We start from the raw sequence: 20,706 nt of genomic DNA, 5'->3' as shown, positions 1-20,706 counted from the left end.
TTCACGCGTTGCGGCCGGCTCATTCGCTGCTCGCCTGCGCGTTGCCGCTCTCCAGCGAACCGTAGAACTTCACCTTCGAGCGCGCGCGCAACGCTTCCAGATAAGCCTCTGCTTCAGACTGCGCGTCGACTTGCGCGATCTGCTGCTGTGCGGCGGCGAGGCGTTGCGGATCGATCGGTGCGCCCGCGACGACCGAGTTCACGCGATAGATCGCATAACCGTCGTCGCCGAGATCGACGCCCACGTAGGCCGGCAACTTTTGCGCATCCGCCTTGTAGATTGCACTCAATGCGACCGGCGGCATGCCCTGCGCGTCATTGCGCGAAACCTTCAGCGGCGACGAGAAGCCCGTGGTGGCCTTCGACTTTTCGAACTCAGCGAGCTTCGCGATGCCGTCCTTATGAGCGGCCTCGTTCGATTGAGCCGCGATCACCTTCTGACGCACGGTGTCCTTGACCGCGTCGAGCGCGGGCACGGCTGCGGCCTTGTAGTCGGTGACGCGCGCCGCGATCAGCGTGTTGCCGCCGACGTCGATGGCCTGCGTGTTGTTGCGCGCGGTCACCGCGTCGTTCGCGAACACCGCGGCGAGAAACTTCGCGTTGTTCAGCGGACTGTCAGGCGGCAGCTTCGGGTTCGGCTGCGGCGTGACGGTGGCCGTCTGCAATGGCAGCTTGTATTTGTCCGCGGCCGGTTGCAGGCTCTTCGCTTTTTCATAGACGATCGACGTGAAGCCTTCCGAGTCGTCGCTGAACGCCTTGGCCGCCTGCTGCGTCTTGAGCTCTTTCGCGATCTGTTCTTTCACTTCGTCGAACGGCTTCGTGACGGCCGGCTTCACGTCCGTCGCCTTGACGATGTGATAGCCGAAGTCGGTCTGCACGATGCCGCTGACTTCGTCTTTCTTCAGCGCGAACACGGCGTCGTCGAATGCCTGGCCGCCCGCGATCATGCCGCGGCTGAAGTAACCCAGGTCGCCGCCCTTCGAGGCCGAACCCGGATCCTGCGAATCCTGCTGTGCGATCTGCGCGAATTGATCCGGGTGCGCCTTGATCTGCGCGAGCAACGCCTCGGCTTTCTGTTTCGCCTTAGCCTTGTCGGCCGCGCTCGCATCCTTCGGCGCGGCGATCAGGATGTGGCTCGCGCGCACCTGGCCTTCCGTGCGGTAATGCGCGATGTTGTCCTCGTAGTACTTCTTCAGATCGGCGTCGCTCGGCTGCACCGAGGCCGCGAGATTTGCCGGCGACATCACGAGGTACTGGATCGTGGCGGTGGCCGGCGTGGCGAAGTCGTTGCGATGCGCGTCGTAATAGGCTTGCAGTTGCGCGTCGGTGGGCTGCACCTTCGCCGCGTAGTCGCGCGGATGGAACGCGATGCCCTGCACTTCGCGCTGCTGTTCGGCGAGTTCGGTCAGATGCTGTGCGAGGGTTTTCGACGTGAAGGCGCTGCTCTGGATGCTGGCCGGCAACTGCTGCGTGGAGATGTCGTAGCGCACGCGTTCGTCGTACTGGTCGGGCGTCATGCCCTGCATGGCGAGCAACTGCTTGTAACGGTCCACGTCGATCGTGCCGTCGGGTTTCTTCAGCGACGAGATCACCGGATCGTTGAGCAATACGCGGCGCACGGCGTCGTCGGACGCGGTGAGGTGCAGGCGCTGCGTTTCGTCGACCAGCACGCGCTGCTCGATCAGGCCGTCGAGCATCTGACTGCGGCGCTCCGGCGTATCGAACGACTTCATGTCGAACTGCGCGCCGAGCATCTGCCGCGCGCGGTCGAGTTGCTGACGCATCGCGCTGTCGTATTCCGCGCGCGTGATCTTGTGACCGTTGACGCTCGCAACGTTTGCACTTTCGTCAAAAAAGCCGCGGAAGCCTTGAATGCCCACAAAACCCAACCCCGGCACAATGACGAGGATGAGCATGAACATCATCAGGCGTTTGTGATTGCGGAAAAAATCGAGCATGCGTGAGTGCCAAAAACAGAACGCCCGATATTACAACAGCGGGCAATAAAAAAGGCGAACCGGAGTTCGCCTTTCGAGGATACTGGCGGAGTGGACGGGACTCGAACCCGCGACCCCCGGCGTGACAGGCCGGTATTCTAACCGACTGAACTACCACTCCTGATACTGCTCTACAAGAGCCCGTGATTTTGCCTCATCTGTCGCCACACCGCAACAGAAATCTGCCGAGCGGCCGACGCGAGCAAGCACCCAGGCACGCCCCGCATACATGACATTCACGCGCCCGCTGCCGTGCGAATCAAAGCCGGCCAGCACATCACGCGCGCCCGACCCGCTCGCGAAATCGACCGCGATCTCGTTGTGCAGCGCGGCAGTCGCGCCCTATGAGGACGGACCGATCAGCACGAAAAGCGGCACACGTGTCGCGCGAAACGCTGCATCACGCATGCTTCACCCCGCTTCCTCTTATATATAAGCAGTCGGCCCAACGCCCTTCATGGGCGCTTCGTCATGCCTTCGTCCATGACTTCTGCCCGATTGTCCGCGACCCGTTAGCCACGCAAAGTGGTCGCTGCCGTTGAGCGCATCTCGCGCACGACGCCACCCGACACCGGACAGGTCATTCGAATGGACATCTATCGCTTTGCGAAGCGTCTTCGCTTTCGTGACGCATCGCGCGCCTCACAGCGTCACGCATCATACGATGGCGCGTCGCCCGGCGCGCTGCTCGCGCAACTGCGCGACGAATGCGAGGCGATGGCGCGTTATGCGTTGCACCACGGCCTGCCGGTCGCGCCCGAAACGATTGCGCTGTTGAGCGCGCTGATCGACGGCATGCCGTCCGATACGCGACCGGCTGTCTTGTCGGGCGCTTCATCGTCCACCGCACCGTCCACGGCACCGTCCAACGAAACCGCGAATGCCACACCGCGTCACTCCACCTCGGCACAACACGCGCTCGCGTCGATCCACCGCAAGCTCGCGGCGCTGATCGCGCCCGCCACGCCGCAAGCCGTCACGTTGCTGGATGAACAGCATCGCCTCGCCCGCCCGCTCGCGTGGCTCGGTCCGGTTCCGTTGATCCGCCTGCTGACGGTCGCGGCGATTTCGTTTCTGATCGCCGTCATCGCAACCGGACTCTCGCCCGAGGTGTCCGCGGACAACGTCGAGCGCGGCTTTCTCGATTCGCACGGCACGCAGTTGCTGTGGAACGCGCTCTTCCTGCTGTTCTGCGCGGGACTCGGCGCGTCGTTCGCCACGCTGTTTCAGGCGCATCGCTATATCGCGGCGTCGACCTACGACCCGAAGTACGACGCGTCTTACGGCGCGCGGCTGATCCTCGGCGTGATCGCGGGGCTGATTCTGGTCGAGCTGCTGCCGCCGCGGCTCTTCGATCAAGGCGGCATGCACAGCTTCGGCAAACCCGCGCTCGCGATGCTCGGCGGTTTCTCGGCGACCGCCGTGCATCGGCTGCTGCAACGCCTCGTCGATACGCTCGACACGCTCGTGCGCGGCGATCGTTCCGCCGATGTCGACGCCGCGCTGCATACGCGCCGCGCGCAAGCCGCCAGCGAACGCACGCAATGGCAGAGCGAACTCGCCGCCAGTCTGCTCGATCTGCAGCAGTCGTTCGACAAGCCCGATTCCGCCGACACCGCTCGCCGGCGCCTCGCCGAACTCACGCGCGCGATGCTCGCCGGCGATCCGTTCAGCCCTTCATTCCGCCCCTCCTCCACGACATTCTCAAACGACACGGAGTAACCATGCTCTTCCTCTACAACCTGCCAGCCGCCGTGATGGGCATGCTGGTCGTCGGCGCCACGCTCGTTGCGGCGCTCGCCGGCTACCTGCTGTTTCGCCGCTGCTTTCCGATCCGGCTCGACGCCGAGCAGCGCGGCATGACGGTCGCGATGATGTCCGCGGTCACCACCATCAACTCGCTGCTGGTCGCGTTCGCCGCCGTCACCGTATGGGGCACCTACGACGCGGCAGCCGGCACGGTCGCCGCCGAAGCCGCATGCGCGACCGAACTGGCGCGCGATCTCGCGTCGTTCGGCAAGCCCGACGCGCGAGCGGCGCGGCGCGAACTCATCGTCTACATGGAGCACGTCGTGCGCGATGAATGGCCGCAAATGCAGCAGCACGCCCGCGCGGATGCCGCCACCGAAGCCGCGTTCAGCCGCATGTTCGCGACCACCAACCGCATCACGCCGACGGGCGACCGCGAACGGGCGCTGCTCACCGAAGTGCTCGCCCGCGTGAATGAAATGACCAAGCTCCGCGAGCATCGCCTGCAAGCGCTCGACGTCGCGATGCCCGCGACGCTATGGGGTGTGATGCTGATCGCGAGCGCGCTCTCGCTCGTGCTGCTGTACGTGTTGCCCGCGACGCGCTTTCACTTCGGCCTCGTCACCATCTGGGCGACCACGCTCGGGCTCGCGTTCTTTTTCGTCCTGGCCGTGGACCGGCCGTTCGCCGGCGAGGTCAGCGTGAGTCCCGCGCCGTTGCGGCACGCGATCGAAACGCTTGCGGCCGAGGACGAGGGGCGTCCGGGCGCGCCGGCCTGAGCGCGACGCCGCCGGCGAGGGCGGCGCGCTTCACGCCGATAGAGTGCCGCTACAGCCGACGCGCCGCCGCCCGATCGAGTCCCCCTTCCGCCGCGCGCGCACGCGTGCGGTCATTCATCCGGGCCGCGAACGGGCGCGGCTTTTATTCATGTACCGCGCATACCGTCGCTTGCAGGTACGCGCTTTCCGGCGTGATATGACGCGACAGCCACAACGCGGCCTCGGTGCGGTTGCTCACGCCGATCTGCCGGAATAGCGCATACAGGTGGTTCTTGATGGTTCCCTCGGCGACGTTCAGCACGCGGCAGATCTGCTTGTTCGACTTGCCTTCGGCGAGCAGCCGCAGCACCTGGCGCTGCCGCGGCGTGAGGCGCTCGAACGCGCGGTCGCCCGAAGGCGATTCCCCGGACGCGACGCCGGCGGCGAGACCATAACTCGGCGGCACGTAAATCGCGCCCGAGGCGACGCGGCATAGCGCATCGGCGAACTCGTCCGCGCTCGCATGACGCTCGACGATGCCCGCGGCGCCCGCCATCAGCGCGTCGGCAATCGCCTGGCGGTACACCGTGCGCACGACGAACAGCCACGGCACCGTGCCGAGCGTGTCCTGCAGCAGCTTGGGCCAGCCCATGCGCGCCGCCCGCTCGTCCCATTCGAGCGTCACCGCGCCGACCGTGCCCGGCGGAAATTCCTCACGGATGCGGTAAATGTCGTCAGCGCACTGAGCCGACCACACCTGGCAAGTGCTATCGCGCCGCCATAAGACATCGGCCACTCCCGCCACGAACAACGGCGGACTATCGATCATTAGAACGTTCATTTTGCGCGGTTCCCCTCGGTAGCGAGACGCTCGGGTTCACGTTATTCGCGTCTCTTCGGCTCGCTTTTACCGCTCTTTTCAAAACGACGCACTAGGTCCGTTGATCCGTGACAAACGTTCTAATGCAAAAGGCACATTAATTCTTTACGATTTTCCATGACCGTCACCCCTGTCTACATCCATGACGGCCGGCCTCTCCAAATGGGCCTTCAGATTATGTAACTTGAATAAAGGCAGTGTATTCGCACTGCCCGGTTTTCACCACTGGAGGTTTGTATGGATGCTAATTTCATCGGTTCCGTCATTAACGCGTTGCCAATGGATCAAATGATCGCAGGCCCATTGAAAGCAATGATTACCGCGCAAACCCAGGCGGCAAAAAGTTACGCCGACTTTCTGATGCAGGTTTGCATTCAGGATGGCAAGGCGGTGGCCGTCCAGTTCGACTACGACGAAACCCTCGTCGACGAAAGCGGCGTATCGAAAGGCGTGGTGCAGAAGACCATGCGCATTCCGCTGCTGGCCGCGATCGTCCATCCGATCATCGCGATCGAGGAAGGCACGATCGACTTCGAACTGGAAATCACGCAGTCGGAGAAGTCGTCGTCGTCGACCGAAGCGGGCGGCGAGTTGCAGGTCAAGCTCGGCTGGGGACCGGTCAGCGTGAGCATGTCGGGCCGCGTATCGCACAAGGCCGAGCAGACCCGCAGCACCGATACGCGCGCCAAGTACTCGATCCACACGCAGGTCAAGCGGCAGCCGCCGCCCGAAGCGCTGATGCGCGTCATCGACTTTCTGACGGATGCGGCCACCAAGCCGGTCGTGACGGAGGACAAGTCGAAGGACGTGAAGGCGCTGCCCGCGACGCCGACCGACGGCAAGCTGATCGGCGAAACCGCGGCCGGCGGCGCGACGCAGGCGGCGGGCGGCCAGCCGCAGCCCGCTCATCAGTAAGCGCGACGGCCACTGACGGCGGACGGACACCATGTTCAATTTTTTCAGGCGGCGCGGCGCGCAACGTTCGCCGGCCCATCCCCCTTCGCATGACGACGCCGCGAACGCGGTTCCGGCCGATGCCGTCGACGGCGAGGCGGCCGTCGCGCACGACGACGGCGGCGCGCCGCCCGGCGCTCCCCCACCCGGCGACACCCCACCGCCGCCCAACGCCAACCCACCCCCACCGCGCGGCCTCGCGCTCGACGAAATCACCCGCGGCATGCAGCACGCCGCGGCCGCCGCGAACCAGTTGCTCGCGCATCAGTACACCGCCGTGCTCGATCAGTTCTTCGATCAGGACGAGGACGGTTTGCTGTCGCCGCGCGTCGTCGAACTCGCGCTCGACGCGGAGCACACCATGCCGGTGCCGCTCGTCGCGCTCGCCACGCCGCGCGGACTCGCGCTCGACAGGATGGTCGTGCATCTGACCGTGCGCGCCGACTTCACCGAAGCGCTGCCCGCGGGCGGACTGGCCGGCGGCGATCAACGCGGGCGCTTCTTCGTCACGCTCGCTCCGCCATCGGCGCGCAAGGATGCCGAGGGCCGGCAGGCGCAACGCGACACCCAGCACATCGACATCGAAATGCAGTTCACGGCGCTCGCGCCGCCCGAGGCGATCATGCGCGTGATCGACGAGTACACCCATCGACTCGTACCGCGCAAACGTCACGACGAACCGGAGAAACCTCATGACTGACCAACCCACGCGCACCGGCGCGCAAGGCATCGACCTGATCAAACACTTCGAGGGCCTGCGCCTTCAGCGCTATCTCGACGCGGTCGGCAAGCCGACCATCGGCTATGGACATCTGATCCTGCCGCACGAGCATTTCGATCGCCCGCTCAGCGAAGCGGAAGCGCAAGCGCTGCTCAGGCGCGACCTGCGCGGCGCCGAATTGCAACTGTGCAAGCTGGTGCGCGTGCCCATCACGCAGCAACAGTTCGACGCGCTGATGTCGTTCGTCTTCAACCTCGGCGCGGGACGGCTGCGTTCGTCGACCCTGTTGCGCTATCTGAACGCCGGCTCGCCCGCTCATGCCGCCGATCAATTCCTCGTGTGGAACAAGGCGGGCGGCAAGCCGCTTGCCGGACTCACGCGCCGCCGCCAGGCCGAACGCAAGCTGTTTCTCTCCTAGCGCATTCAAAGGGGTCTTTCCGATGATCTCGAACCATCGTGCCGCAGCCGGCATCGTCACGGCCGCCATCGCGGTTTGCCTCGCGGGCTTCGCGAGTTTTGCTCACGCGCAGCAGCCGACGCCGCCGCTCACCTGCGACGCCGAAGCCGCGCGCATCAACCAGGCGTTGCAGCTCGCGCATGAGCCGGCGCTGTGCGCGAGGTGTGCCGAGCGGCTCGCGCAAACGCTCGACAGTCTCTACACCCGCGGCGTCCTGCCGAACTTCTATACGTCGGCGGACAACGCCGACTGGGACGACCCGCAGCGCCGCCCCGCGATGATGAGCGGCCGGAGCCTCGCGCGACTACCCGACGGCACGGACCTCGCCGCGGACATCGACAGCGGTTTCGGGCCGCGCGGCATCCACCGTTTGCGCTACACGCAGGCGAACCGCCCCATCGCCGTCACGACGGTGGACCGCGGCGTGTCGATACCGGTGTCGTTCTGCACACGCGAGGCCGCGCGCTGACCGCAAGCAGCGCGGCCCATTGCGTGCGCTATCGGTTCATGGGCCATCCGTTCTATGTCGCATACCGGCCTTCCGCCCCATTCATGCCGATGCGCGGCCCACGTACTCTGCAAGCGTAGTGAGATTCACGCAACGCAAGCCCTACCCGGCCGAAACGCGAACAGAAACGCGAACACCCATGCGCTCGCCGTGCATCCGGCGAACACCAGAACCTACAGGAGCAACGGTATGAATGCGGCAGCCGTCATCGATGATTCGTTATTCAGAACTTTCAGGCAACGCGGCATGCGTCAGCGCCTCGCCCTGCGTTTGCGGCTCGGCGCACTCGTGCTGGCCGCGACGCTCACGAGCGCGAACGCCGCGGACCTCGCCGCGCTGCCCGCGCTCGGCGCGAATCTGCAACAGACGTCCGTCTCCGGGCTGTCGTCGGGCGCCTTCATGGCCGCGCAATTCGACGTGGCGTGGTCGAGCCGCCTGGTCGGCGCGGGGATCGTCGCCGGGGGCGCGTTCGATTGCGCCGGCGAGTCCGACTTCATCGCGCCCGCCGTGGCGGCCGTGACGTTGTGCATGCAGCCGGCCGGCGCTGCGCCGTCGGCGGAAGGCGCATGGCGCGCCGCGCAGCGTTACGCCAAGGCAAAACAGATCGACGACCCGGCCAACTTGCGCGAGCAGCGCTTCTACCTGTTCAGCGGCGCGAAGGACACGGTGGTCGCCACGCGCGTGGTCGATCAGGCCGAACGCTTCTATGAACTGGCTCAGGTGCCGAAGCCGAACATCCAGTATCAGCGCCACCCCGAAGCGGGCCACGCGTTGATCACGAACAATCCCGAAGACTCGCCGTGCAGCGCGAATCAAGGCCCTTACATCAACAACTGCGGCTTCGAGCAAGCGCACGAGATTCTGCGCTGGATTTACGCACGGCCGAATGCGCCGTTGAACGCGCCCGCCGCCCAGGCCGGCGGCCAGTTGCAAAGCTTCGACCAGCGCGCGTTCGATCCCGAGCGCCGCGCGTCATTGGCCGATCTCGCCTACGTCTATGTACCGGCCGATTGCCAACGCGTCGCGTGCGGCGTGCACGTCGCGTTTCACGGCTGCGTGCAAAACGCCGCCGCGGTCGGTCAACGCTTCGTGCGCGGCGCCGGCTACAACGAAATCGCCGATACGAACCGCCTGATCGTGCTCTATCCGCAAACCGAAAAATCGGCGGTCAATCCGCTCGGCTGCTGGGATTTCTGGGGCTACACGAGTCCCGATCCGATCCATCCCAACTTCTATTCCCGCGAGGCGCCGCAAATGGCCGCGGTGATGAAGATGATCGAGCGCCTCGGCGGCGCGCGTCAGTGAACAGCGTCCTTGCTTGCTCGCACTCGCTCTGAACTCAACCCGAACTCAACCCGAACCCGATCCGAACCAGGAGCCGTCATGCTCTCGACCTTTATCACGCAGTGGGAAACCGCCAATCTCGCCGCCTTCCGTTTGTTCAGCCAGCTCGTCGCGCAGTCGGCTCATCCCGCTGGACTCGCGGGCGCCGCCACCGATCCCGGCGCGTGGCGCGCGCTCACGCGCACCGCGTTGCAAAGCGCCCAGCAGTACAGCGCCGCATCGCAGTCGGCATTGGACGCCGGCTGGCGCGAGCGGCGCGAGCGCTTCGCGCTGACCGGCGCGGCGGCCGCGATCAAGGAACTGGCCGCGATTCACGCCGACCTCGCGACGCGCATCGCGCAAGGCCACGCGCAACACAGCGGCGCGCTCAGCGACGCCGCCGCGCAATACCTCGACGACCTCTCGCGCAGCCGCAATGCCACCGACGCCGCGATGGCCTTCGGCCGCTTCGCGACCGATCTGCAGGCGCAGAGCCGCGCGCAAGCGCTGCATGCCGCGTCGGTTGCCGGCAGCGTGTCGCCGGCGCTCACGCAGTGGGTCGAAAAGCACCTCGCGGACGGCACCACGGACACAACCAACACCGCGGAGCCAGCGCAATGAACATCCAACTGCGCTTCATCAACCGGTCCAACGATCGCGGCAACAGCGAAGTGGTGCTGTTCCAGCGCAACGTGGTGCCCGATTTCGACGAGCTGGCGATCGCGTGGAAAGTGATCCGCTTTTGCGGCCGCGACTGTATCCATCCGTTCGTCTACTCGACCGCGATCGAAATCGCGCTGGGCGACGAGCACGGCAACTACTCGCCGCGCGCCACCGCGCAGGATGGCGAACGATTCATGGTCGGCGTCCATCCGACCGGCCGCGCCCGGCTCGTCGCCGAGCCGGCGCCGGCGGGCGGCGTCGGCGGCGGCGCGGAAATCGAGGTGGTCAACCGCATGACGCGCGGCGCGGTCAACGTCAACGCGTTCAGCGCGGGCAAGCTGATCGCCGCCAAATGGGCCGTCGCGCCGGCCCAGAAGGCCGTGTTCCGCTTCACGCCCGTGCTGTGGATCGGCGCCGCGTCGCAAGTGCAGGAAGGCCGCGCGCTGAGTTCCGCCGTGCTGTCGAGCGACAACACCATGCTGCCGCTCGCGGGCATCGCCGCGGCCGACATCGTGATGACGGGCGGCGGCGGCGGCGCCGACGCGCAGCCCTTCGGCTTCGCGCTCGAAAACGTCGTGCACGTGTAGCGCCTTTCACGCGACGACGCCCGCCGCCCGGCGGGCTCCCCTCCGGTTTCGTTTGACGGCCGGCCCGCCGGGCCGGCCGGTGGGAAGGTGCGCGGCAAACCGATTGCCGTATTTCAAACTTCAAGGAGCAGGCAAGTGGACATTCAGCTTAACTTCGTCAACCGTTCGAATGACGCTAACAATTCGAGCATCGTGATCTTCCAGAAAAACGTCGCGACCGACTTCGACGAACTGGCGATCGCGTGGAAGGTCATCCGCAACTGCGGCCAGGGCGACAATCATCCGTTCAAGTTTCCGATGACGATGAACGTGAGCGCGAGCGACAGCTACGGCAATTACATGCCGCAGCAGCCCGCGAGCAACGGCCAGGTGTTCCAGATCGTGCGCTCCACCTCGGGCGACGTGCTCACGCTCGGCACCGAGCCGGGCAACAGCTCCGAGGTGCAGGTCCGCAACGATCTGCCGAACGGCGCGGCGAACGCGACCATCTACAAGGACGGCAGTCCGCTCGCGACCAAGACGTCGATCGCGCCGGGGCAAAAAGCCGTGTTCCAGTTCAAGCCGACGCTGTGGATCGGCGTGGCGTCGCAGATCGAACAGGGCGCGTTGCTCAATTCGGCGGTGATCTCCGACATCAATACCGAGCTCTCGCTGCTCGGCATTGCCAGCGCCGACATCGTCATGACGGGCGGCGGTCCCGGCCCGCGTTCGCTGCCGTTCACGTTCCGGCTCGAACACGTCGTCATGGCCTGACGAGGTCGCGGCGTCCCACACGCGGCAACACCCAGGCAATACCCAGACGGCGCCGGACCTCGCATGGTCCAGCGCCGTCTCACTCCATTCGGAAAAGGTCAGTCATGGACATCCAGCTCAACTTCATCAACCTCTCCAACGACGTCAACAACAGTCAGGTCGTGATTTTCCAGAAGAACGTCTCGACGGATTTCGACGAACTCGCGATTGCGTGGAAGGTGATCAGCAACTGCGGGCGGGGAGACAATCATCCGTTCGTGTTTCCGATGCAAACCACCCTCACCGCCAGCGACGCCGACGGCAACTACATGCCGCAGCGGCCCGCGCAAAACGGCCAGATGTTCAGCGTCACGCGCGCGGCTTCCGGCAATGTGCTGGGCGTGGCGGGCGCAGCGTCGAGCTCGCGCGAGATCCAGTTGCGCAACGACTTGCGCAGCGGCGCGATCACCGCCGGCGTGTTCAAGGACAACCGGCTGCTCGCGCACAAGACGGGCATCGTGCCGGGACAGAAGGCCGTGTTCGAATTCAAGCCGACGCTGTGGATCGGCACGGCGTCGCAGATCGAGCAAGGCGCGGTGATGAATTCGGCGGTGCTCTCCGATATCAACACCGAACTCTCGCTGCTCGGCATCGCGCGCTGCGACATCGTGATGACGGGCGGCGGCGGCGGCACGACGGCGGTGCCGTATCAGTTCCGGCTCGCGAACGTGGTGATGGCTTGATCGAACGCCGATGCCGTAAAACAGCCGGCCCGCATGTCGCGGGCCGGTTCGCTTTTGAGCGCTCGAAAACACCATCACGCAAGACCTCGATTCATCGCGCATAGTGGCAAGCCCACGGCGACGAGGCTTACGTAAAACTTCCAATCAAGTTGTACAGTAAGGTGCCGTTAATCGCGTCAATGCCATTCCTCCTCGACCTGGAATTACCCATGCGCCGATTGATCGTCTCCACCGCCCTGCTCGCCTGCCTCCCCTTCATGTCCGTGTTGCTCGCCGCTTGCGGCGGCAGCGCCGCGTCGCCGCGCATGGTGGACGGCAGCGTGTATCTCGGCCCGGTCGCGGGCGCGACCGTCAGCGCGTATGCGATCGACAGCGACGGCAAGATCGGCGCGACCCCGGTCGCGCGCACCGTCAGCGATGAAAACGGCCGCTTCGCCTTGCCCGGCGATCTGCATTGGCCGCTGCTGCTGCGCGCGAGCGGCGGGTCGTATCTGGAGGAAGCCACCGGCACGAGCGCGTCGGTCGACGGCGGCACGTTGTCCGCGGTGTATGTGGCGCGGCCCTCGGCGATGCTGGTGTCCGCGTTTTCGAGCGCGGTGGTCGCCGATGCGCAGGCCGCGGGCGGCTTGACGCCCGCGAATATCACGGCGGCCGCCGCGCGCGTCGCCGCGTTTCTCGGCGGCATCGACCCGCAGCAAACACCGCCCGCGTTCGTCGCCGCGCACACGCCGACCGGCACGATCACGGACGGCAACCGCATGGCGCTCGCGCTCGGCGCGGAATCGCAAAGCCGCGGCGACACCGGCGCGACGCTCGCGGCCAGCGTGCAAAACATCGTCGCGCAGTCGGCCAGGGGCGACACGCTGGCCGCTTGCCACGCGGGCGCGGGCAACCTCGCCGCGGACGGCACGCTCGCCGCGCCCGCCGACGAGGCCTGCCCGGTCACGACCGGCGCGGCGAACTTCAGCGTGAATCCGCTGAACCGCTCGGGCATCACGTCGTTGGCGATGCTGAACGCCACCCAGGCATCGGAGAATCAGACCGCCACGGCGTCGGCCGCCGCGTGCGGCGACCGCGTGGCCTTGCTCGCTGAAAACCTGTGGCTGTTCCAGGGCCGCAAGAACGACGTGCAGGCGTCGCTCGCGCCGGGCATGACGAGCAGCAACTGGTCGACCTATCCGACCGCCAGCACGTGGGGCCCGCACGCCGCGAGCTACGGCAGGATCGCGCCGCCCGCGTCGTGCGCCGACGTCGACACGTTCAGGCGCGAACTCGTGATGGCGATCGAGAACTACTGGGTCGATCAGAACCTGAACTACTGCCACCATCACATTCCGGGCTGGACGCCGCCCGAGAACACCGGGTCGATCGACTATCGCGATTCGTCGGCCGGCAGCACCAGCGGCGGTTCGGCCGACGCGCATTCGGCCAGCATGACCTGCACCGCGCAGCGCGGCGCCGACGGCGCGCAGACCATTCAGACCTCGGCGTCGCAAACGCCCGCTCCGATCACGTCGCAAGCGCTGATGTGGAACGGCGCGGACTGCTCGAATTTCACGTCGTGGGTCTATAACTTCGCGGGGCTCGCCAGCAATCAGTTGTCGGGCGCCATCGGCGCGCAGGCCTGCGCGACGCCCGCCAGCGGAGTCGATCCGTTGACGGGCGTGCTGCTCGACATCAACCGCGGCAACATCGGCGCGATGGAGCAATACCTGTTGCCCGGCGACCTGCTGTACATCACGCAGAAAGACAAGGTCGGCAGCGGCACCTTCGCCGACGACTACAAGCTCGCGCACGTGATTACGTGGACCGGCAAGCGCTTCAGCGATTTGCAGGCCGGCGCCGATCGCGCGAAATACGACGTGAACCGCATCGGCCAGCCGGACTCGCGGCTGGGCGGCGACTTTCAGGCGCTGCTCGGTCCGACCGATACGCTCGCGAATCTCGGCCAGCCCGGACACGATCCGTGGATGATCATCGACAGCCACTATGCCGGCCCCGCCTACCGTCCGTTCCTCGGCTGGTACGCGGGCAGCCTCTCGCACGTGCGGCGCATCATCGGCGCGGACGCGGCCGCGGCCGATCCGCAACTCGCCGCGCTCGTGATCCGGCCGCTGCCGCCGACGCGCAAGGGCTGGCTCACGCTCGCGTCGAAACAGGCCAACGCGACGGCCGCCAGCGGCTACCGGCTCGTCTATCAGACCACGGGCACGCAGGCCTGCTATCAGGCCGGCACGCCGCAATGAAGCTCGCCATGCGGCAGCCGCATGGCGGCGTCGAATCACGACTTCAGCATGTCGACATGATCTCAGGAGCTTTGCCGAATCGATCCCGGTGGCCGCAGGCGAACTCGCCCAAGGCGATCTGGACCTCTCGCGGCGGACCGAGGAACAGGCCGCCTCGCTGGATCGAACGGCCGCGAGCACGTCGCCGGGGAAACGAGCCTCGCGCCGATCCCGGCGCATCTCGGCTATGAGGAGGCCGCGACGCTGTCGTGTGTCGGCGTGACCGCATGGAACGCGCTGTTCGCGGACGGCGACGCCAAACCCGGCGCGACGGTCGTGCTGCTCGGCACGGGCGGCATGTCGATCTGCGCGTTGCAACTGGCGCACGCGGCGGGGCTGCGCACGATCATCACGTCGTCGAGCGACGAGAAACTGGAGCGCGCGCGCAAGCTCGGCGCGAATGAAACCATCAACTACCGGCGCACGCCCGAATGGCAGGACGAAGTGTCGAGGCTGACCGATGGCGTGGGCGCCGACATCGTCGTGGAGGTGGGCGGCCGCGACACGCTGCCGCGCTCGGTGGCCGCGACCAAAATGGGCGGGCTCGTGTCGATCATCGGCGGCGTGAGCGGCTTCGCGGGACCGGAGCTCGGACTGCTCGCCGTGATCGGCGGCATCAAGCGGCTGCACGGCATCATGGTGGGCAGCCGCTCGATGCTCGACGACGTCGTCAAGCTCGTCGACGCGCATCGAATCAGGCCGGTCGTGGATCGCGTGTTCGGTTTCGAGGATGCGCCGGCCGCGTATCGGCATCTCGAGTCGGGCCAGCACTTCGGCAAGGTGGTGATTCGCGTCGCGCCGTAACGCGGCGCTGCTCGATCCTTGATGTCGTCGATGTCGTTGATGTCGTCGATGTCGTGAATGAATCGAAGCGAGACGGTGTGCGTGCCGCGTGTCACGGCACGCACGTTGGCAGCTTCATGCGCGGCGCCCGCGGGCGCCGCGCCAGCACTCAATTGCCATTCGTGCCGTCGAACCGGACGATCTCGATCCAGTTCGCGCCCTTGCCGACCGGATACTGACCGATTGCGCTCAACGCGCCGCTCTTACGGTCGATGCGGTAAGCGCTCAGGCTCGTCGACAACTGCCCGGCCGCCAGCAGGTAACGGCCCGACGGATCGATGTTGAATCCGCGCGGCTGCTTCTCGGTCGGATACGTGCCGATGCGCGTCAGCTTGCCCGAGGCCGTGTCCACCTTGTAGGCCGCCAGCGTGCTGGAGGTGCGCTCCGACGCATACAGAAAGCGTCCGTCGGGCGTCAGGTGGATATCGGCGCCCCACGGCTTGTCGCCCGAAAAGTCGGGCGGCAGGATCGAGATGGTCTGAATCGGCTTGACGTTGTCGCCGGCGCGATTGAACGCGAGCACGTGCAGTTTGCCGTCGAGTTCATCGATCAGATACGTGAAGCGCTGATCCGGCGAAAACACGAAGTGGCGCGGGCCCGATTTCGGCGGCAGCGAATAGGCGGGCGCGGCGTCGTCGGCGAGGCGGCCGTTGGCGGCGTCGAACTTCAGACGCAGCCACGCATCCGCGCCGAGCACCGAGGCGAACGCGAAGCGGTTGTCGGACGTGGTGCGGATCGCGTGCGCCATCGGTCCGGTCTTGACGGTCTGCTGCACGTCGCCGGCCACGCCGTCGCGGCCGATCGGGTTCACCGCCAGCAGGTTGCCGCCGTAGGAGGCCGACAGCAGGTAGCGGCCCGTCGCGTCCGTCGAGACGTAGGCCATGCTGTCCGCGAGCGGCGCTCGCGCGAGTTCGATCAGCCGGCCGTCGAGCGGATTGACCGCGAAGCTCACCACGCGATACGGCTTGGAACGCAGCCCCGCGTACAGCCGCAGATGATCGGGCGACAACGCGAGGGGCATGACCGTGCCCGCGACCGCGACGGTCTGTACCGGCGCGAGCGCGCCGTTCGATTCGTCGAGGCTGAACACCGAGATATCCTGGCTGTCGGCATTCGATACATACGCATAGGTCGCGGCCTGCGAGACGCCGGACACGACAGCGGTGCCCAGCACGAGGGCGGCTACACCCAGGGCGCGTTTAACGCTCATGCTCATACTCCCGTTGGAAAGATTGGAATCGTTGGAATGATCGGAACGACCCGCGCCGGCGGGTGAAGACTCACCGGACAACCGACCCGGCTCGCAGCTTATCTCATCGTGCGGCGCGTGCCTGATCCGGCACGGCCGCGCGTCGCGATTAATGCACGGCTAACGCGCGGTTAATTCGTGGCTAGTTCGCGGCGAGTCGGAATGCGGACACGGCATGCGTCATCGACTGCGCCTGCTGTTCGAGCGCGCTCGCGGCGGCGGCCGCCTGTTCGACCAGCGCGGCGTTCTGCTGGGTCACCTGGTCCATCTGGCTGACCGCCTGCCCCACCTGCTCGATGCCGGCGCTCTGCTCGACGGTCGCCGAGGTGATCTCGGCCATGATCGTCGCGACGCCCTGCACCGCGCCGACGATCTCGTTCATGGTCTGCCCCGCCTGCACGACGAGTTCGTTGCCGCTGCGGATATCGTCGACCGACGCGGCGATCAGCGCCTTGATTTCCTCGGCGGCGTTCGCGCTGCGCTGCGCGAGCGTGCGCACTTCGCCCGCCACCACCGCGAAGCCGCGGCCCTGCTCGCCCGCCCGCGCCGACTCCACGGCCGCGTTCAACGCGAGGATGTTGGTCTGAAACGCGATGCTGTTGATCATGCCGGTGATCTCGGCGATCTTGTGCGAACTGGCCGTGATGGCCGTCATCGTCTGCACCGCGCGCTGCACCACGTCGCCGCCGCGCTGCGCGACGTCGGCCGCGTTGGCGGCCAGCGTGCTGGCCTGACGCGCGTTGTCGGCGTTCTGCTTCACCGTCGAGGTGAGTTCTTCCATGCTTGCCGCGGTTTCCTCCAGCGAAGCCGACTGCTGCTCGGTCCGGCTCGACAGATCGACGTTGCCGGCGGCGATCTCGCGCGCGCCGCCGTGGATCGCCTCGCAATTCACGCGCACGTTCGAGACGGTCCGCGCGAGTCCCGACTGCATCCTCGACATGGCGTTGAATAGCTGGCCGACCTCGTTCTTCCCGCCTTCCGGGATCGACGTGGTCAGATCGTTACCCGCTATCCGGTCGAGCAGCGCGGAGGCCTGCTGCAACGGACGGATCACGATCCCGCGCAGCGCGAAATGCGTCGCCACGATCAAGGCGAGCGCGAGCGCCACGCCCGTCACCACCATGCCGACGACCCACGCGTATTCGCGGTCGCCCTGGGCGGCGGATTCCGTGGAGAGCGCATCGGCGAGCTTCTGAAACTTCTCGACGTTGGCCGAATACGCCGCGCCCGAGGCCGTGATGTCCTTGTCGTTGATCGCGACGTAGGCGTTGGTGTCGCCGCGCCGCAGCGCGTCGAATGCGGTGTTCAGGAGCGCGGCCAACGAGGTCGACGAATCGAGAAGCTGTTGCTTCAACGCTTCGTCCTGGCCGGGAAAGAGCGCTGCCGCGCGGAACGCCCTGGTTTCGCGATCCGCTCGGTCCAGCGTGGTCTGCGCGCTTTTGAGCGCGGAGTCGCGCGTCTGTTCGTCATTGCGCTCCTTCAATGCCGAGTAGGCGCGCGTGAGCGCCGCGCGGGTGCGGGTCGTGTCTTTATAGGCGTCGTTGACGAGCACTTCCTGGCTCGCGATCTCGTGCAGAAGCCGGGCGTTGTCATTGGACCGGCCGAGCGTGAGCACGCCCACTACGCCGCCGAACAGGATCATCCCTGCAAAAACCACCAGCACCGCGAGGAGGCTATGTCTTATTGTCAAATTGCGCATCGAGCCAGAGTCCGTTGGTTATCGTATGACTCGTTAACGACCGGGATGCGCCGACCTTTAATTCCGGCTGGACACCGCTGCCAGCTTCGCGCGCGCTCAGGCCATGTCGAGCGTCGACGCGTCCAGCGTCTGATCCGACAACTCGGTGAGAACCCGATTGCGTCCGGCACGTTTCGCGGCGTAGAGCAATTGATCGGCGCGCGCCAGCAACGCCGCGACCGCCTCGCCAGGGCGATAGCGGGCAATGCCGGCACTCGTCGTGACGCGCAGCGTTGCGTCGATTTCGTCGAAGCGCGACGACTCCAGCACGGTGCGCAAGCGCTCGGCGATCCGGTACGCGAACTTGCCGTCGGCGCCCGGCAGCAGAAGCACGAACTCCTCGCCGCCGATCCGCCCCACCACGTCTTTCTCGCGCACCGCGCCGCGCAGGATCGCGCCGAACTGGCGCAGCACCGCATCGCCGGCCGCATGGCCGTAACGGTCGTTGATGGACTTGAAGTTGTCGATATCGAACGCGATCAGCGCGAGCGACTGGCTTCGCTTGTCCGCGACGCGGCGGCCCGCGAGGCGTTCGAACGCGCGCCGGTTCAGGGTCTCGGTGAGCGAGTCGAGATCGCGTTCGAGAACGAGCCGGTCGATCACGTCCGACATCGCCGCGGCCAGCAGCACGAGTCCCAACACGGCGCCCATCAATGCGAGCGACAGTTGCAGCAGAACCCAGAACATGCTCTGCGCGAAGGGCGCGGTGCTATGCGGCAAGGGTTGAATGACGGTGAGCGGCGTCCTGATGAAAAAACTTGCGCCGAAAATCAGCAGCACCCAGAGAAGAATGTGATTGATGGTGCGGCCACGGCAGCGTTTCCTGAAACGGAGCGCGGTGAACACCATCAACAGCCCGGCGCTGAGATTCAGAATGTAGATCCGCACCAGCAGGTTCGAGGCGACGTAGGAGAAGTAGTACATGCCGCCCATCACCAGCGTGAACATCGACGCATGCGCGGCGAACCGCAACCGAAGCCCGGCCCTGCGCAAGACGCCTTCGGCCAGCAGTTGAATACTGGGCACGTAAAACGCGGCCGATAGCAGCGCGTTCGCTCGCCATTCATCCGGCAAGTGACATATCTGCACCGCCGAGCCGAGTGCGAAAGCACCAAAGGAAGCGGCCAGAAAGCGCAGATAGCGCAGCCGTTTGTCGTAGACCCACGCCCAGGCGAAGCTGAGCGCAAAGACGGCGGTAATGCCTGGGATGATGAGTTGAATCAGTTGATTGGGCGTTATATGAGCGGGCATGTGGCTCGTTCTCCGCTGCGCTGCCGGCCCGGAACAATCGGGCAATCGGGCCTGTGGGCGGCGGTTTCGACAGAGCGTGTATCGTCGCCAGCCGCCATTGACGACTCTGCCAGAAATGGACGTGGCGCCCGGTACGGCCGCACGATTGTACGCTCCAGGTGAGTGAACCGGACGCCTCGCGGGCAAGGCCGGTTCGCTCATAGGCGCTCAGGTCCGTGTTTGGAATTGTGTCTTTCGAGGCCGTATTCAAGGCCGCTCGACGCGGCAAGGTGCGAGTCGCGCCGCCGCTTCGGCCCGCCATGACCCGCTACGGCCCGCGACGGGCCGGGTCTGCGTTCGTCGCGTGCCTGCGCCACGGCTACTGCTTCATCGCGCGAGCCGGCCCCGTGCCGACCGTTTGCAGACCGCCATCCGTGACATACGGAACGATGCCCGCCGCGCTGATCCGGCTCGCGGTCTGGGTCGCGCAGGCGTCGTCCGCGGGCGCGCAATAGTCGATTGCGAGTACCGGCAGCCGGTATTGCTCGCGAATCGTTTTCGCCTGCCCCAGCAGCCATTCGCGATCGGCCGGCGCGATCTCCGTGTAGCGCTGCCCCGCCTGGTCCCAGCCGCGATACAGCGATTCGAATGCCACTGCGGACACCAGCGAATGAACCTGCGGCAGGATCTCGAAGCCGCGATTGAAAATCAGCCGCGCACGCGGAAAGCGCGCCTTGATCGCGCGAACGACCGCGACCAGACCGCGTTCCTGCCGCGCCCTCGTTGCATCCGTTTTGGCGACGAGCTGGTAGGAATCGAGCGTGTCGAGAAAGAAACCGCGATAGCCCTTCTTCCACAGCGGCGCGATCACATGCTCGACGTAGAACGCGGGCCAGTCCGCCGCGTCCTGATCGATCACCGTCGCGCCCCACACCGCGTTGTCGCCGACTAGCCACGCCTTTGGAATCGCCGCGTAATACGAACGCTGCGGCGTCACCTCCCCCACGCTCACATAGGCGAACCACGCGGTACGCGCGCTTTTGTGCCTGAGCGGCTCGAAGCCGCTGTCCGGTTCGATCACCGCGACATCGAATTCGCGCAGCCGACTGACCGGCGGCTGCGCGCCGTAAAAGAGCGCAATGGACGGCGCGACGCCCGCGTCGGCCGACGCGCGTTCATGCGCGACCGACGACAGCAAACCGACGATCACGAGACGCGCCGCGCACACGACACGCCGATAAAACCCGCGCATCGAAGCACGCCCGCGCAGCGCATTGCTCATCTGAAATT

At 66.0% G+C, this 20,706-nt stretch carries 18 protein-coding genes, 1 tRNA gene and 1 pseudogene; 13 read left to right on the top strand and 7 right to left on the bottom strand.

Features of this window, described 5'->3' with window-relative positions:
• Positions 1-19 precede the first annotated feature (19 nt).
• Positions 20-1,957 (bottom strand): SurA N-terminal domain-containing protein, encoded by a 1,938-nt coding sequence (locus ACOCG7_RS20205; protein ID WP_073426683.1) that lies wholly within the window; start codon positions 1,955-1,957, stop codon positions 20-22.
• 83 nt (positions 1,958-2,040) lie between these two features.
• A tRNA-Asp gene (locus tag ACOCG7_RS20200) sits at positions 2,041-2,117 on the bottom strand.
• Positions 2,118-2,713: 596 nt separating this feature from the next.
• On the opposite strand from ACOCG7_RS20200, the gene ACOCG7_RS20195 reads away from it, so the two are divergent.
• Both ACOCG7_RS20195 and ACOCG7_RS20190 read left to right on the top strand, forming a co-directional pair.
• Positions 2,714-3,718, top strand: a complete 1,005-nt coding sequence (locus tag ACOCG7_RS20195; protein ID WP_412534833.1) for a hypothetical protein — start codon at positions 2,714-2,716, stop codon at positions 3,716-3,718.
• A 2-nt stretch (positions 3,719-3,720) separates the two neighbouring features.
• A complete protein-coding gene (locus ACOCG7_RS20190; protein ID WP_114162401.1) occupies positions 3,721-4,524 on the top strand; it encodes a DUF4239 domain-containing protein in 804 nt (267 codons plus the stop codon).
• A 142-nt stretch (positions 4,525-4,666) separates the two neighbouring features.
• Here the strand turns inward: ACOCG7_RS20190 and ACOCG7_RS20185 are convergent, their stop codons facing one another.
• Positions 4,667-5,344, bottom strand: coding sequence for a LuxR C-terminal-related transcriptional regulator (locus ACOCG7_RS20185; RefSeq protein ID WP_083083683.1), 678 nt, complete (start codon positions 5,342-5,344; stop codon positions 4,667-4,669).
• A gap of 276 nt (positions 5,345-5,620) precedes the next feature.
• On the opposite strand from ACOCG7_RS20185, the gene ACOCG7_RS20180 reads away from it, so the two are divergent.
• The 11 genes and pseudogenes from ACOCG7_RS20180 to ACOCG7_RS20130 all read left to right on the top strand — a co-directional run.
• On the top strand, positions 5,621-6,298 hold the full coding sequence (locus tag ACOCG7_RS20180; protein WP_083083682.1) for a DUF2589 domain-containing protein: 678 nt from the start codon (positions 5,621-5,623) through the stop codon (positions 6,296-6,298).
• Positions 6,299-6,329: 31 nt separating this feature from the next.
• Positions 6,330-7,037, top strand: a complete 708-nt coding sequence (locus ACOCG7_RS20175) for a DUF2589 domain-containing protein (RefSeq protein ID WP_421379688.1) — start codon at positions 6,330-6,332, stop codon at positions 7,035-7,037.
• Positions 7,030-7,476: a lysozyme gene (locus ACOCG7_RS20170; RefSeq protein WP_083083680.1), complete on the top strand. Its 447-nt coding sequence runs from the start codon at positions 7,030-7,032 to the stop codon at positions 7,474-7,476. The genes ACOCG7_RS20175 and ACOCG7_RS20170 overlap by 8 nt, the downstream gene beginning before the upstream one ends.
• Before the next feature lie 22 nt (positions 7,477-7,498).
• A complete protein-coding gene (locus ACOCG7_RS20165) occupies positions 7,499-7,984 on the top strand; it encodes a hypothetical protein (RefSeq protein ID WP_421379684.1) in 486 nt (161 codons plus the stop codon).
• 285 nt (positions 7,985-8,269) lie between these two features.
• Positions 8,270-9,328, top strand: coding sequence for a PHB depolymerase family esterase (locus ACOCG7_RS20160; RefSeq protein WP_073426935.1), 1,059 nt, complete (start codon positions 8,270-8,272; stop codon positions 9,326-9,328).
• A 78-nt stretch (positions 9,329-9,406) separates the two neighbouring features.
• Entirely contained in the window at positions 9,407-9,967 is a 561-nt protein-coding gene (locus ACOCG7_RS20155) for a hypothetical protein (RefSeq protein WP_421379681.1), read from the top strand.
• Positions 9,964-10,596, top strand: a complete 633-nt coding sequence (locus ACOCG7_RS20150) for a hypothetical protein (RefSeq protein WP_421379678.1) — start codon at positions 9,964-9,966, stop codon at positions 10,594-10,596. Before ACOCG7_RS20155 ends, ACOCG7_RS20150 begins: the two co-directional genes overlap by 4 nt.
• Positions 10,597-10,731: 135 nt before the next feature.
• The gene (locus tag ACOCG7_RS20145; RefSeq protein ID WP_073426692.1) at positions 10,732-11,349 is read left to right on the top strand and encodes a hypothetical protein; all 618 of its coding nucleotides are present in this window, start codon (positions 10,732-10,734) and stop codon (positions 11,347-11,349) included.
• 104 nt (positions 11,350-11,453) lie between these two features.
• Positions 11,454-12,071 (top strand): hypothetical protein, encoded by a 618-nt coding sequence (locus tag ACOCG7_RS20140; protein WP_073426693.1) that lies wholly within the window; start codon positions 11,454-11,456, stop codon positions 12,069-12,071.
• A gap of 218 nt (positions 12,072-12,289) precedes the next feature.
• Entirely contained in the window at positions 12,290-14,317 is a 2,028-nt protein-coding gene (locus tag ACOCG7_RS20135; RefSeq protein ID WP_421380503.1) for a hypothetical protein, read from the top strand.
• Between the two features lie 189 nt (positions 14,318-14,506).
• Positions 14,507-15,160 (top strand): annotated as a pseudogene (locus ACOCG7_RS20130) (zinc-dependent alcohol dehydrogenase family protein); the annotation flags it as partial.
• Positions 15,161-15,308: 148 nt separating this feature from the next.
• Here the strand turns inward: ACOCG7_RS20130 and ACOCG7_RS20125 are convergent.
• The 4 genes from ACOCG7_RS20125 to ACOCG7_RS20110 all read right to left on the bottom strand — a co-directional run bounded on the left by ACOCG7_RS20125 (position 15,309) and on the right by ACOCG7_RS20110 (position 20,698).
• Complete coding sequence (locus ACOCG7_RS20125; RefSeq protein WP_374709877.1) at positions 15,309-16,409, bottom strand: lactonase family protein; 1,101 nt, start codon at positions 16,407-16,409, stop codon at positions 15,309-15,311.
• A 181-nt stretch (positions 16,410-16,590) separates the two neighbouring features.
• Positions 16,591-18,147 (bottom strand): methyl-accepting chemotaxis protein, encoded by a 1,557-nt coding sequence (locus ACOCG7_RS20120; RefSeq protein ID WP_421379673.1) that lies wholly within the window; start codon positions 18,145-18,147, stop codon positions 16,591-16,593.
• A gap of 96 nt (positions 18,148-18,243) precedes the next feature.
• Positions 18,244-19,437, bottom strand: coding sequence for a GGDEF domain-containing protein (locus tag ACOCG7_RS20115; RefSeq protein WP_421379670.1), 1,194 nt, complete (start codon positions 19,435-19,437; stop codon positions 18,244-18,246).
• A gap of 358 nt (positions 19,438-19,795) precedes the next feature.
• Positions 19,796-20,698 (bottom strand): endo alpha-1,4 polygalactosaminidase, encoded by a 903-nt coding sequence (locus tag ACOCG7_RS20110; RefSeq protein ID WP_421379667.1) that lies wholly within the window; start codon positions 20,696-20,698, stop codon positions 19,796-19,798.
• Positions 20,699-20,706: the final 8 nt, after the last annotated feature.

This window comes from Paraburkholderia sp. DD10, from assembly GCF_049177125.1.
GTDB lineage: Bacteria > Pseudomonadota > Gammaproteobacteria > Burkholderiales > Burkholderiaceae > Paraburkholderia > Paraburkholderia terricola.
This window is presented reverse-complemented; position numbering and strand designations above follow the sequence as displayed.

What these genes read in the sequence shown, in the direction of transcription:
- ACOCG7_RS20205 (WP_073426683.1), bottom strand. Translation starts at nt 1,957, where the DNA reads ATGCTCGATTTTTTCCGCAATCACAAACGCCTGATGATGTTCATGCTC.
- ACOCG7_RS20195 (WP_412534833.1), top strand. Translation starts at nt 2,714, where the DNA reads ATGGCGCGTTATGCGTTGCACCACGGCCTGCCGGTCGCGCCCGAAACG.
- ACOCG7_RS20190 (WP_114162401.1), top strand. Translation starts at nt 3,721, where the DNA reads ATGCTCTTCCTCTACAACCTGCCAGCCGCCGTGATGGGCATGCTGGTC.
- ACOCG7_RS20185 (WP_083083683.1), bottom strand. Translation starts at nt 5,344, where the DNA reads ATGAACGTTCTAATGATCGATAGTCCGCCGTTGTTCGTGGCGGGAGTG.
- ACOCG7_RS20180 (WP_083083682.1), top strand. Translation starts at nt 5,621, where the DNA reads ATGGATGCTAATTTCATCGGTTCCGTCATTAACGCGTTGCCAATGGAT.
- ACOCG7_RS20175 (WP_421379688.1), top strand. Translation starts at nt 6,330, where the DNA reads ATGTTCAATTTTTTCAGGCGGCGCGGCGCGCAACGTTCGCCGGCCCAT.
- ACOCG7_RS20170 (WP_083083680.1), top strand. Translation starts at nt 7,030, where the DNA reads ATGACTGACCAACCCACGCGCACCGGCGCGCAAGGCATCGACCTGATC.
- ACOCG7_RS20165 (WP_421379684.1), top strand. Translation starts at nt 7,499, where the DNA reads ATGATCTCGAACCATCGTGCCGCAGCCGGCATCGTCACGGCCGCCATC.
- ACOCG7_RS20160 (WP_073426935.1), top strand. Translation starts at nt 8,270, where the DNA reads ATGCGTCAGCGCCTCGCCCTGCGTTTGCGGCTCGGCGCACTCGTGCTG.
- ACOCG7_RS20155 (WP_421379681.1), top strand. Translation starts at nt 9,407, where the DNA reads ATGCTCTCGACCTTTATCACGCAGTGGGAAACCGCCAATCTCGCCGCC.
- ACOCG7_RS20150 (WP_421379678.1), top strand. Translation starts at nt 9,964, where the DNA reads ATGAACATCCAACTGCGCTTCATCAACCGGTCCAACGATCGCGGCAAC.
- ACOCG7_RS20140 (WP_073426693.1), top strand. Translation starts at nt 11,454, where the DNA reads ATGGACATCCAGCTCAACTTCATCAACCTCTCCAACGACGTCAACAAC.
- ACOCG7_RS20125 (WP_374709877.1), bottom strand. Translation starts at nt 16,409, where the DNA reads ATGAGCGTTAAACGCGCCCTGGGTGTAGCCGCCCTCGTGCTGGGCACC.
- ACOCG7_RS20120 (WP_421379673.1), bottom strand. Translation starts at nt 18,147, where the DNA reads ATGCGCAATTTGACAATAAGACATAGCCTCCTCGCGGTGCTGGTGGTT.
- ACOCG7_RS20115 (WP_421379670.1), bottom strand. Translation starts at nt 19,437, where the DNA reads ATGCCCGCTCATATAACGCCCAATCAACTGATTCAACTCATCATCCCA.
- ACOCG7_RS20110 (WP_421379667.1), bottom strand. Translation starts at nt 20,698, where the DNA reads ATGAGCAATGCGCTGCGCGGGCGTGCTTCGATGCGCGGGTTTTATCGG.